Here is a 12,675-nt window from a genome sequence, read left to right as displayed (position 1 = left end):
GGATGTTTGCCCATTTGAAGGAGTGTCACCAGCCCCAGATGGTGGATGTCAGTCACAAACCCAGCACGGACCGGCGCGCCGTTGCCCAGGCCATCATGCGGCTGCCAGAACCCTTCCTGACCCATCTCAACGGCGGCGAAATTCTCCTGCCCAAAGGCCCCGTTCTCCAAACAGCTATTGTTGCCGGTACGATGGCGGTGAAAAAAACGGCGGAAGCCATTCCCTTCTGTCACCCTTTGCCCATCAGCAGTTGCCGGTTTGAGACCGAACTCATCCCCCACAAGGATGGGCTAGAAATCCGCCTGCGTTGCGAAGTGAAAACCACCGGGCCGACGGGTGTCGAAATGGAAAGTTTACACGGGGTGAGCATCGCCGCCTTGACGGTCTATGACATGGGCAAATCCGTCAGCCCTGACATCGTGATTCAAGAAATTCGCCTGCTGGCCAAAAGTGGTGGCAAGCAAACCCGGGGGCAATATCCCCTTTACGGGTTGGTGTTGACGGGGGGCCACAGCCGACGCATGGGTCGGGACAAAGCCCTTCTAACCTATCATCGGGGTCAACCCCACGCCCAGTATCTCTATGAACTCCTGGAGAGTTACTGTGAGCGGGTGTTTTTATCGGCACGACCGGGCCAATGGCAAGGAACGCCCTTAGCCGCACTCCCCACGTTGGAGGATGCCCTTCCCAGTGAAGGTCCCTTGAGTGGATTACTGACAGCCTTTCGGGCTTACCCGCAAGTCAATTGGTTGGTTGTGGCCTGTGATTTGCCCTATGTGAACGCTGAAAACCTCGCTCCTTTGATACGCCAATACCGGGAGGACGTGGTCGCCACCTGTTACCGACATCCCCAAGCCCATTTCCCCGAAGCCTTGTGTGCCATCTACACCCCCCAGGCGCGGACAATTTTGGAGCAGGCCTACCAAGGGGGAGAGCGCTGCCCGGTGCGGATTCTGGCCCAGGCGCCCTGCCATGTGATTGACCCACCCGATGCCCGGACCACCACCAACATCAACACCCCGGAGGAGTACGCCCATGTCCAAGCCCAAACCGGTTAAGTTGACCTACTTTGCACTCCTAGCGGATCAGGCGGGCGTCCCGGAGGAAATCCTGCTCACCCAGGCAGAGACCTGCGCCCAACTCTACCAGGAATTGCAGGCCAAATACGGTTTTGCCCTGCCCTTGTCCCACATCCGGGTTGCCGTCAACGACGCCTGGGTTTCCCTGACCCATCCCCTGCAACCCAACGATCACGTTGTTTTCATTCCACCGGTGGCCGGGGGGTAGTCAGTGGCCGCAGCCGCAATGGATCCACACCGCCGACCCATCAGCGTAATGCTCCTTTTTCCATATCGGCAAGCGGCGCTTGATCTCATCTATAACGTACATCGCCCCCTGGAAGGCTTCTTGCCGGTGAGCAGCGCTGACACCGACCCACACCGCCAGGTCGCCAACCTGCAAATGGCCGTAACGATGACAGGCCACCGCGCCGTACAGGGGAAACCGCTCCAGCGCTTCCTGGAGAATCGTCTCCCCTTCCTTACAGGCCAAGGCCCCATACACCTGGTAGGTCAGGGCCACAACCGCCTTGCCTCGGTGATGGTCCCGCACCCAACCGGCAAACGTGACGCAAGCACCGGCTCGAGGATTGGCTAGCCGCACCGTCAACCCAGGTGGATCAATCGGCTGCTCCGTCAGACCAAACCACCAGCTCCCCATGACCACCTCCCACCCCTGCTATCCATCCTAACGACCAGGGCTATCTATACACTGTCGTTATTCCTAGTATGCAGTTTCTGCATAGATACCAACAAAAAGTAACGAGGCTTACTAATTTTCCCCCTTGTGGTATTGACAATGGTTTACTAACTCTAGGGGCGTGATCATGAGCAACAAATTTGAGGCGATTAAGCGGGAAAAAGATGGCCTTAAGGTCAAGGAGGAAATTGCCACCTTTGCCCGGTTGGGTTGGGAGCAGATTCCCAAGGATGACCTAGAGGTGCGATTGAAGTGGTTAGGGGTGTTTTTTCGACCGGTCACACCCGGGCGGTTTATGCTGCGACTGCGCTTACCCAACGGTATTATCACCAGTCACCAACTGCGCATCTTAGCCCAGATAATAGACCGCTATGGTGAGGAGGGCAGTGCCGATATTACCACCCGGCAAAATCTACAATTGCGGGGGATAGTCATTGAGGATTTGCCTGCCACTCTGGAGGCCCTACACCATTGCGGATTGACGTCGGTGCAGTCGGGGATGGATAATATTCGCAATTTGACGGGTTCGCCGACGGCAGGCATTGATGCCCACGAGTTAATTGACACTCGTCCCTTGCTTAGACAATTGCAGGACCTGTTTACCAACCACGGCCAGGGCAATCCCGAATTTGCCAACCTGCCCCGTAAATTCAACATTGCCATAGAGGGCACCCGCGATAACTCGGTTCATGCCGAGATTAACGACCTAGCATTTGTGCCGGCCCGGCGGGAGGGGGTGTTGGGTTTCAACGTGCTGGTCGGGGGCTTTTTTTCTGCTAAGCGCTGCGATGCAGCCATTCCCTTAGATGCCTGGGTGCCCCCGGATCAGACGGTGATTGAACTATCACAGGCGGTAGTGGAGATTTTTCGGGACCATGGGTTACGGGAGAACCGGCAAAAGGCCCGTTTGCGCTGGCTGATTGACGCCTGGGGAATTGAGCGATTTCGGGAGGCGGTGCAGGCCAAACTATCGTTTCCCCTGTTGACAGCAGCACCTAGGGATTTAATCGATTGGGACAAGCGGGACCATATCGGCGTTTATCCGCAAAAACAAGCTGGTTTTTACTATGTAGGCTTGCATGTACCAGTGGGACGATTGCAGGCTGAGGATATGTTTGAACTAGCCCGTCTAGCCGAGGTTTATGGTCAATCAGAAGTGCGCTTTACGGTAGAACAAAATGCTTTAATTCCTCACATTCACAAAACCCAATTATCCGCCTTGTTAGCCGAGCCATTGTTACAAAAGTTTTCCATCCATCCGGCTCCCCTGCAGCGGGCGGTCGTGTCCTGCACGGGGGCGCAATTTTGTAACTTTGCCATTATTGAGACCAAGCAGCGGGCTATCGCTCTAGCCAGGCAGTTGGATGAGCGGTTGGAGTTGCCCCGCCCGGTACGGATTCACTGGACGGGCTGCCCTAATTCCTGTGGCCAACCCCAGGTGGCGGATATCGGTTTGCTGGGGACCAAGGCCCGTAAGGGTGGGCAAATGGTGGATGCGGTGGACCTGTACTTGGGGGGCAAGGTGGGCAAGGACGCCCGCTTGGGGACTTGCGTGCGCAAAGGGATCCCCTGTGATGAATTGCTAGAGGTGCTCACGGAGATTTTGGTTCGGGACTTTGGGGCCCGTCCCCGCGCGACGGCGGCCGCTGAGCCAGGGACACAGGTTTTGATGACCCATTCGTAATAAGGAGACGAACATGGTGCATAAGCTCTCGCGTCGGCAGTTTCTGCTTACATCTGGCATCACAGCGGCCACGACGGTCCTGATGCACGGCTGCGGCAGTCCCTCCACCACGACCGATAACCAGCAACCGGGGCCGGTGGCATCCATTGAAACGCCGGAGGTGACAACCGCCAAGTTGGGCTTCATTGCCCTGACGGATGCGGCGCCGTTGATTATCGCCAAGGAAAAGGGCTTTTTTGCTAAATACGGGATGCCGGCTGTGGAGGTGGTCAAACAGGCGTCCTGGGGGGTGACCCGCGACAACTTGGTGTTGGGGTCGGCAGGGGGTGGAATTGACGGTGCCCATATTTTGACCCCTATGCCCTATCTCATCAGCGCTGGAGTCGTCACGGGCGGCAGGAAGGTGCCCCTGTATATCCTGGCGCGGCTGAACCTGAACGGTCAGGGTTTGGGATTGGCAATGGAATACAAAGATTTGGGGGTATCCATTGACGCCCAACCCTTGAAGGCAGCTTTTGCAAAAAAACGGGCCCAGGGGAAGGACATCAAGGTGGCGGTGACGTTCCCTGGTGGTACCCACGATATGTGGATGCGTTATTGGTTGGCTGCGGCCGGAATTGACCCAAATAGGGAGGTTTCTGTCATTGTGGTGCCGCCGCCCCAGATGGTGGCCAATATGAAAACGGGTACGATGGAGGCTTTTTGCGTAGGGGAACCCTGGCCACTCCAGGCGGTGAACCAGGGAATTGCCTACAATGCCGCCACCACTGGCCAACTGTGGAATGACCACCCGGAAAAAAGTTTCACCATGCGGGCGGATTGGGTGGATAAACATCCCAAAGCGACCAAGGCCTTGTTGATGGCTATCCTGGAGGCCCAGCAGTGGTGCGACAAGGATGAAAACAAGTCGGAAATGTGTCAGATTTTGGCCAAGCGGGAGTGGCTAAAAGTGCCCTATGAAGATATCATTGACCGCTCCCTGGGCAAGCTTGATTTGGGGGATGGACGCAAGTTTGAGGACAAAAACCTGATGCAAAAGTACTGGCGGGATTTTGCGTCCTATCCTTTCCCTAGCCATGAGCTGTGGTTTTTGACGGAAAACATCCGCTGGGGCTATTTCCCGGCCAGTACCGATACCAAGGCCTTGATCCGGGCGGTCAACCGGGAGGACCTCTGGCGGGAGGCGGCCAAGGCGCTGGGGGTGCCGGCAGACCAGATACCCACTTCCCCATCGCGGGGGGTGGAGCGGTTTTTTGACGGGGTGGCCTTTGACCCGGAAAATCCCCAGGGCTATCTCCAGGCATTGAAAATCAAAGCGATCAAGGAGGCGTGAAGATGGGGACGAGTTATGGTGGGGTGTTGCAGCATCCCTGGGTGCGCAAGGTGGGACTGGGCCTGGTGGGGGTGTTGGTATTTTTGGCCGTCTGGCAGATGCTGGTTGCTACGGGGCTGTTGAAGTTACCGGCGCCGACTAGGGTATTTGCCGATACGCGCGAGCTGATTTTGCACCCTTTTTACCGGGGGACGGGCAACGATGCGGGCATCGGCTGGCAAATTTTGTTCAGCCTGCGGCGGGTGGGTGTGGGATTTGCGCTGGCGGCGGTGGTTGGCATAACAGTGGGTATGGTCCTAGGAGCCAGTCCAGTCCTACGACGCCTTTGACCCGCTTTTGCAGGTGTTGCGCCCGGTGCCGCCCTTGGCCTGGTTGCCCATTTCCCTGGCTGCCTTCAAGGACAACGAACCGGCGGCGATCTTTGTGATTTTTATTACGGCAGTCTGGCCCATTATCATCAACACGGTGGTGGGGGTGCAGCAAATTCCCCGGGACTACCGCAATGTGGCGCGGGTGTTGCGGCTGTCGAAATGGGATTACTTCTGGCATGTGCTGGTGCCGGCGACGGTGCCTTATGTGTTTACAGGGCTGCGCATTGGCATTGGCCTGTCGTGGCTGGCGATTGTGGCGGCGGAGATGTTAATCGGCGGGGTGGGGATTGGTTTCTTTATCTGGGACGCCTGGAATAGCTCGCTGATTAGTGAAATCGTGATTGCCCTGTTTTACGTGGGCCTGGTGGGCCTGGTGCTGGACCGCTGCGTGGCCTATCTGGGCAAGGTGGTGACCAAGGGCCAGGAGGTTTAGGGGGAATGATGACCAAGCCGTTGATTGAAATCGATCACGTGGACATGGTGTTTCCGTTGCCGGCGGGGGGGCACTATACGGCGCTTAAGGATATTCACTTGGAAATCCAGGAGGGGGAATTTGTGGCCCTGCTGGGGCACTCTGGTTGTGGCAAGTCCACTCTGCTGAATATCGTGGCGGGTTTTTTGCGCCCAACAGCTGGGGGGGTGGTGATCCGGGGCCGCCAGGTGACGGAACCCGGGCCGGACCGGATGGTGGTGTTTCAAAACTACTCGCTGCTGCCTTGGAAAACCGTCTATGCCAATGTGGCCCTGGCGGTGCAGGCGGTGTTTCCCCGTTTGCCCAAACCGGTCCAGCAGCGGCGTATCCAAACGGCTCTGGAACAGGTCCATCTGTGGCATGCTCGGCACAAGTATCCGGCGCAACTGTCGGGGGGGATGAAGCAACGGGTGGCCATTGCCCGGGCCTTGGCAATTACACCGCAAGTGCTGCTGCTGGATGAACCCTTTGGGGCGCTGGATGCCCTGACGCGGGGGAGCCTGCAGGAGGAACTGATGGCGGTGTGCCAATCGCTGGGGATGACCTGTTTGATGGTGACCCATGATGTGGACGAGGCCCTGCTGCTGGCGGACCGGGTGGTGCTGCTGACCAATGGCCCCAGCGCACGGATAGGCCAGATTCTGCAAGTCCCGTTTCCCCGGCCCCGCAACCGCCATGATGTGGTGCATCACCCAAGCTACTACACCCTACGGCAACAGGTGATGGACTTTTTGCAGCAGCAGCGCCGGCAACGGTCTCTGGCGGTGGTTTCGGGGTGGCGGTCATCTAAGCGCCAGGTGGCTGTGGGATTTTTGCCCTTGACGGACTGTGCTCCCCTGGCGGTGGCCCAAGCGGAGGGCCTGTTTGCCGCCTATGGGCTGGAGGTGGAATTGTGCCAGGAGAGTAGTTGGGCGGATTTGGCCGAGGGGGTGACGTCGGGGCGGTTGCAGGCGGCCCAAATGCTGGCACCCTTGCCCCTGGCGCTGGCGGTGGGTTACCAGGACCAAGTGCCCCAACCGGCGTTGCGGGTGCCATTGGTACTCAGTCGCAATAGCAATGGCATTACCATCAGTCGCTTGCTCTACGAGCAGGGGGTCACCTGCCTAGCCGCCTGCAAGGACTACATCGAACGCACGGGCCAGCGTCTGATCTGGGGTGTGGTGCACCCGGCGTCCATGCACAATTTATTGCTGCGCTATGCCCTGGCCAGCCTAGGGATAGACCCCGACCGGGACGTGGAACTGGTGGTCGCCCCGCCGGCCCAAATGGTCTATCACCTGGAGGCGGGACATGTACACGGGTTTTGCGTGGGCCAACCCTGGAACACCTATGCGGAACAGGCAGGGATTGGTAAGTGCATCAGCACCAGCTTGGACCTATGGGCCGGGCATCCGGAAAAGGTGCTAGCGGTGAATCGAGCCTGGGCAGCTGCTGAGCCGGAGCGTTACTTAGCGCTGGTCCAGGCCTTGATGCGAGCCGGTGAGATTTGCGACATCCCCAAGCAGCGCGCTGCCCTGGCCGAGTTGCTCAGCCAACCAGAGTATCTCCACCTGCCGCCAGCCCTGTTGCGACCTGGTTTGGCCGAACCTTTGGGGGAGCAACTCCACTACCTGCGTCTGCATCAGTTTTTTGTGCAGCAGGCCAACTGTCCGTTGCCGTCGGAGGGGATATGGATGTTGACCCAATTGGCCCGCTGGGGATTGACGCCCTTGCCCCAAAACGGCTGGGAAGTAATAGACACCGTTTACGACCTGGAGACCTACGTGCAGGCGGCGCAGGCGCTCGGTCGTCCGGATTACATACCCGACCGACGGCAGTTTGTCCTGGCAGATGGTCTGCTTTTTGATGCTGACAACCCCTTGGCCTATCTGGAGCAATTCCCTATTCGCCGAGCCATTGATTACCGCACCATTGACTGGCAACAACGGGAGGAACAATCATGCGTACCCTAGTCGCACCGACGACTACGACCCATCTGCGTCTGGCGGGGGTGACCAAAACCTACGGCAAGCACACGGTAATCACTGATATTGACCTGGAGGTCAAAACCGGAGAGTTTGTCTGTCTAGTGGGGCATTCCGGCTGCGGGAAAACCACCTTGCTCAATATGGTGGCCGGTTTTACCCAACCTACCCTTGGTCAGGTCTGCATCAACGACCAGCCGATTACCGAACCGGGACCGGACCGGATGGTGGTGTTTCAAAACTATTCCCTGTTACCCTGGTTGACGGCCTATCAAAACATTGACCTGGCCATCAAGGCTGTCTTTCCTCGGTTAACCCCGGCCCAGCGGCGGCCCATCGTTCACCAGCACCTGGAGCTAGTCGGTTTGACGGAGGCGGCCCACCGATACCCGGCCCAACTGTCGGGGGGCATGAAACAGCGGGTGGCGATTGCCCGAGCGCTAGCGGTCCGGCCCCAGATGTTGCTGCTCGATGAACCCTTTGGCGCCCTGGATGCCATTACCAAAGAGGAACTCCAGGACCAACTACTCCACATTTGGCGGCAGCACCAAGTGACGGTGTTGATGGTGACCCACGATATTGATGAGGCGCTGTACCTAAGCGACCGAATTGTGCTGATGACCAACGGACCGGCGGCGACCATTGGTGACGTTCTGGAGGTGCCTTTTGGCCGTCCCCGGCAGCGTCGGCGCTTGCAAAATGACCCCCACTACTACCATTTGCGCAACCACATTCTGGAATTTCTCTACGAGCGTTTTGCCCATCATGACTAGCACCTTGACCAAAACCCTGTGTCCCTACTGCGGCGTGGGGTGTGGCCTGGAGGTGGTTGACGGGGCAAAAGTGCGGGGAGACCGGGCGCATCCGTCGTCCCTAGGAATGGTCTGCGTCAAGGGGGCCACTGTCCTAGAAGCCCTGGACCGGGACCGACTGTTGTATCCCCTGTACCGGCCTGCCCTGGACCAGCCGTGGGTGCGCATTTCCTGGGATGAGGCCTTGACGATCCTAGTTGAGCGCATCCGTCATGTCCTGCGCACATGGGGTCCTGAGGGGATTTGTCTTTACGGTTCGGGGCAGTGGCAAACCGAGGACTACTACGTGGCGCAAAAGCTCATCAAGGGGTGTCTGGGTACCAATAATTTCGACACCAACTCGCGCCTGTGCATGTCCAGCGCTGTGTCGGCCTACATGGCCAGCTTCGGGAGTGATGGCCCGCCCTGCTGTTATGGGGATTTGGAGCTGACCGATTGCGCGTTTTTGATCGGCACCAACACAGCTGAATGCCATCCCATTGTGTTTAACCGTCTACGGCAGCACCACAAGAAAAATCCCCACGTGAAGTTAATTGTGGTGGACCCCCGGCGCACGGAAACAGCGGCAGTCGCCGACTTGCATCTGCCCATCCGTCCAGGCACCGATATTTACTTACTGCACGGCATTGCCCACCTGCTCATTGCTTGGGATGCCCTTGACCACGCTTTCATTGCCCAGCACACCAGCGGCTTTGCTGCCTATCGGGCCATCGTGCAGAAATACCATCCCCGCTGGGTGGCTGAGGAGTGTGGGATTACCCTTGAGCAGCTTACCCAGGCGGCCCGCTGGTGGGCAGGAGCGTCAGCCGTTTTGTCCCTTTGGTCCATGGGCATCAACCAGTCCCGTGAGGGTACCGCCAAGGCCCGCAGTCTCATCAATTTGCATCTTTTAACCGGGCAAGTGGGCAAGCCAGGGGCGGGACCCTTTTCCTTGACAGGTCAACCCAATGCCATGGGGGGTCGGGAAACCGGGGGATTGGCCCATCTACTACCGGGCTACCGGCTGGTGACTAACCCTGACCATCGCCGCGACGTAGAGATGCACTGGCGACTACCGCCCGGAGCCATTGCCCCCCAACCGGGTCGCACCGCCTGGCAAATGATCGAGGGCCTAGAGCAAGGGGCCGTGCACCTACTGTGGATTGCCGCCACCAATCCTGCGGTGAGTTTGCCCCATCAAGAACGGGTCCAAGCTGCCCTGGCCCGCTCACCGTTTACGGTCTATCAGGACTGCTATTTCCCGACCGAGACCAGTGCCTATGCCCATTTGTTGTTGCCCTGCGCCCAGTGGGGGGAAAAAACTGGCACCATGACCAATTCCGAGCGACGGGTTACCCTATGCCCAGCCTTTCGGTCGCCACCGGGGGAAGCCAAAGCCGACTGGGAAATTTTTGCCGAAGTAGGGCGTCGCCTGGGTTTTCACCGGCAATTTGCCTTTGCCACCAGTGCCGAGGTATTCGACGAATTCGCTGCCCTAACCCGCGGGCGTCCCTGTGACCTATCCGGCCTGAGTCACGAGCGTTTACAGCGTCTTGGTCCATTGCAGTGGCCCTGCCCAGCCGGTTGCCCCGATGCGGAAGCCCAGGCCGAAAAGCGACTCTACACCGACCATCGCTTTGGCACCCCTGATAGCCGTGCCCACTTTGGTCTAGAGGAGGCCCTTGGGGTGGCTGAGCCGGTGGATGCCGAATATCCCTTTTTGCTGACAACGGGGCGACTGTATGGGCACTGGCACACCCAAACCCGCACCGGTCGTATTCCCAAGATTCAGAAAATGCACCCCCAGCCCTTTGTGGAGATCCATCCCCAGGACGCCGAAAAGCTAGGTATTGCCGATGGAACCCTGGTCACGGTGACCTCTCGCCGGGGCAGGGTGCAGCTACCCGCCAAGGTCACATCCGACATAGTACCAGGCACGTTGTTCATTCCCATGCACTGGGGAGTGCTCTGGCATCCATCCGCTGCAGCCAATGTCCTGACCCATCCCCTGGCCTGTCCCACCTCCCACCAGCCCGAACTCAAAGCCTGCGCCGTGCGGATTGCTGGAGCCACGCCCCCACCAGCAACCAAAACGTCAGGATGACCCCTGTCAACCCCAGCATCGGCCATAGCCCCCAGGTGTGAATCAATACCGGTGCCGCTGCTGTAAACAACCCCCCGCCCACAATCGGCTCAAACAGCAATTGCTTATAGGCAAAACTTTCCAAGGCTCCGGAGCGCAAGGCCGGGTCCACCATGCGCAGCAACAACAACCCCGTCGCGGTGACACCCATAGACTGGCCCAGGTCAGCTATCCCCTTTTCAAACCAGTAGTCCGGGAAAAGCCGGGGCGCGTAATACAGGAAGAATCCTACATTCCAGAGAATGCCCGCCGCACTAAGCAAGAGAAACGGGCCGAGATTTTGGCCAATCGCCACCAGGGACATTGAAGCCAGTGCTGCCACAATCAACGCATCCAGAGCCGTTCCCGCAATCCGTTGCACCAAGGGCCGCAGGATGAGACAGTCCAGGCCCAGCCATTGCATAGCCAATTGCACCAGCATCCCGCCGATCAGCGCCATGGGAAACAGGGGCACATAGGCCATGACCTTAACGCCCGCAGTGCCCCAGGTGCGATTTTCCAGCAGCATCAGCCCCTGCAACAGCAGCCAACCGATACTCACCGCCAGCCCCACGAACCCCAAATTCAGCGACAGGGGGTCAATCAGTAAATGACTCAGCAACTTTGCCCGCTTTTGTTGAACCGCCGGTGTTTCTTGGTGGGAAAACCACTCCTGGTCAGGGACTGGGGTGGTGAAACTTTGCACATGACCTTGACGCCGTCCCCAGGCAGCCAGAGCGGTACCAGCGATAATCCCTGAGACGATCCCCACCGTTGCCAGGGCCAAAGCCAAATCCGGGCCAGCCTGGAAACCCAGTTGTCGTAACGTATCCGCCATACCAGCTGCCGTCCCATGTCCCCCTTCAAAGGCGATTTCAATCAACACGGCATTCAGGGGATGGGCGTTGAACAGGGGGACCAACAGGATGCCCGTAACCAAAACGCCGACCACATATTGTCCCCAGGCCAGGGCCTGACCAAACACCACCTGGGGCGCTGCCTTTCTCCAAATAGCTACCGGTGTTGGGATGGTCTCCCCCAGAAACAGCGCCGCAAACACGAGATTGATAAACAGGCCCGGCACCTGTCGCCAGACCTCACGAATCGGTGGTGCCACCAGTCCCAGTTGCGTTAGTCCAAGCGCCAGGACACCCGCCACGATGGACTCCGGCAGGTAGAGTCTTTGCAACCAACGCAGGCGATATTTCAAGTAGCGACCCACCAGGAGCAGCAGGGCCATGACCACAAAAGCAAAGAAAACATCTCGCAGGGTGAACATAAGTGCTATTGTTTCAATCCCGCATACCGGGATGAAGAGTTTGAGAGATAGCGCCTCTACTCCGGAGTTTGACCGATGCGGAGTTTCAATCCCGCATACCGGGATGAAGAGTTTGAGAGAAGGTCGATCGTGGTCTGGGGGCCGAGCTAAAAAGGTTTCAATCCCGCATACCGGGATGAAGAGTTTGAGAGTCGTTTCCACCCAACCCGCTCCTCCATGCGGGTCAGGTTTCAATCCCGCATACCGGGATGAAGAGTTTGAGAGTGCCCAATCCCAGTTGGAGAAATCCGGTGGCAGACGTTTCAATCCCGCATACCGGGATGAAGAGTTTGAGAGAAGGTCGCACGGTTAAAAAAATCGCCCGGATTCCAGGTTTCAATCCCGCATACCGGGATGAAGAGTTTGAGAGCAGAACTGACCCCTCAGGAAGAGTTGGGCCTCTTCTGTTTCAATCCCGCATACCGGGATGAAGAGTTTGAGAGCAGTAAAGTCGCGCTCCTCGAAAAAGACAGATCAAAGTTTCAATCCCGCATACCGGGATGAAGAGTTTGAGAGTTTTCTTTCGATTCCATCTACCGCGATGAGTTCATGGTTTCAATCCCGCATACCGGGATGAAGAGTTTGAGAGAAGCCGAGGTCCCCAAGATTTGTCGTTGTTCCAGACGTTTCAATCCCGCATACCGGGATGAAGAGTTTGAGAGAACTGTACTCACATGGTGGTCAACTTCGCAGGTAGGGTTTCAATCCCGCATACCGGGATGAAGAGTTTGAGAGAGTGTAGCCTCTCTCATCCGACAGCTCCCACTGGTTGGTTTCAATCCCGCATACCGGGATGAAGAGTTTGAGAGCCGTCGTGTCCGTGGTGTCCTGGGCGGTATTGAAAAGTTTCTAAATCGCGCAT

Annotated in this window: 11 protein-coding genes and 1 CRISPR repeat array; of the genes, 9 read left to right on the top strand and 2 right to left on the bottom strand. The window is 57.9% G+C overall.

The features are described 5' to 3' along the window. Positions 1-2: 2 nt before the first annotated feature. Positions 3-1,058 (top strand): cyclic pyranopterin monophosphate synthase MoaC, encoded by a 1,056-nt coding sequence (moaC, locus tag Q6L55_06220; protein ID MEN9258309.1) that lies wholly within the window; start codon positions 3-5, stop codon positions 1,056-1,058. Next, positions 1,036-1,287 carry a MoaD/ThiS family protein gene (locus tag Q6L55_06215; protein MEN9258308.1) on the top strand — a complete coding sequence of 84 codons (252 nt, stop codon included), beginning with the start codon at positions 1,036-1,038 and terminating at the stop codon, positions 1,285-1,287. The genes moaC and Q6L55_06215 overlap by 23 nt, the downstream gene beginning before the upstream one ends. Here the strand turns inward: Q6L55_06215 and Q6L55_06210 are convergent, their stop codons facing one another. Then, on the bottom strand, positions 1,288-1,719 hold the full coding sequence (locus tag Q6L55_06210; GenBank protein MEN9258307.1) for a molybdenum cofactor biosynthesis protein MoaE: 432 nt from the start codon (positions 1,717-1,719) through the stop codon (positions 1,288-1,290). Between the two features lie 166 nt (positions 1,720-1,885). On the opposite strand from Q6L55_06210, the gene Q6L55_06205 reads away from it, so the two are divergent. From Q6L55_06205 to Q6L55_06175, 7 genes are read left to right on the top strand one after another with little or no spacing between them, the layout of a single operon-like run. Further along, complete coding sequence (locus Q6L55_06205) at positions 1,886-3,442, top strand: ferredoxin--nitrite reductase (GenBank protein MEN9258306.1); 1,557 nt, start codon at positions 1,886-1,888, stop codon at positions 3,440-3,442. Between the two features lie 13 nt (positions 3,443-3,455). Then, entirely contained in the window at positions 3,456-4,775 is a 1,320-nt protein-coding gene (locus tag Q6L55_06200; protein ID MEN9258305.1) for a CmpA/NrtA family ABC transporter substrate-binding protein, read from the top strand. A 2-nt stretch (positions 4,776-4,777) separates the two neighbouring features. After that, positions 4,778-5,104, top strand: coding sequence for a hypothetical protein (locus tag Q6L55_06195; protein ID MEN9258304.1), 327 nt, complete (start codon positions 4,778-4,780; stop codon positions 5,102-5,104). Between the two features lie 13 nt (positions 5,105-5,117). Then, positions 5,118-5,579 carry a nitrate ABC transporter permease gene (ntrB, locus tag Q6L55_06190; protein ID MEN9258303.1) on the top strand — a complete coding sequence of 154 codons (462 nt, stop codon included), beginning with the start codon at positions 5,118-5,120 and terminating at the stop codon, positions 5,577-5,579. Between the two features lie 5 nt (positions 5,580-5,584). After that, entirely contained in the window at positions 5,585-7,570 is a 1,986-nt protein-coding gene (locus Q6L55_06185) for a nitrate ABC transporter ATP-binding protein (GenBank protein ID MEN9258302.1), read from the top strand. Beyond that, positions 7,558-8,355, top strand: coding sequence for a nitrate ABC transporter ATP-binding protein (locus Q6L55_06180; protein ID MEN9258301.1), 798 nt, complete (start codon positions 7,558-7,560; stop codon positions 8,353-8,355). Before Q6L55_06185 ends, Q6L55_06180 begins: the two co-directional genes overlap by 13 nt. Further along, positions 8,348-10,477 carry a nitrate reductase gene (locus tag Q6L55_06175; protein MEN9258300.1) on the top strand — a complete coding sequence of 710 codons (2,130 nt, stop codon included), beginning with the start codon at positions 8,348-8,350 and terminating at the stop codon, positions 10,475-10,477. Before Q6L55_06180 ends, Q6L55_06175 begins: the two co-directional genes overlap by 8 nt. Here the strand turns inward: Q6L55_06175 and Q6L55_06170 are convergent. Continuing rightward, entirely contained in the window at positions 10,413-11,774 is a 1,362-nt protein-coding gene (locus Q6L55_06170; GenBank protein MEN9258299.1) for a sodium/glutamate symporter, read from the bottom strand. The two genes, Q6L55_06175 and Q6L55_06170, sit on opposite strands and share 65 nt — an antisense overlap. 10 nt (positions 11,775-11,784) lie before the next feature. Further along, a CRISPR array of direct repeats spans positions 11,785-12,622; the repeat unit is 37 nt; unit sequence GTTTCAATCCCGCATACCGGGATGAAGAGTTTGAGAG. Positions 12,623-12,675 lie beyond the last annotated feature (53 nt).

Source organism: Gloeomargarita sp. SRBZ-1_bins_9 (assembly GCA_039794565.1).
Lineage (GTDB): Bacteria > Cyanobacteriota > Cyanobacteriia > Gloeomargaritales > Gloeomargaritaceae > Gloeomargarita.
The sequence above is the reverse complement of the archived record's forward strand: the minus strand, read 5'-3'. Positions and strand labels throughout refer to the sequence as shown.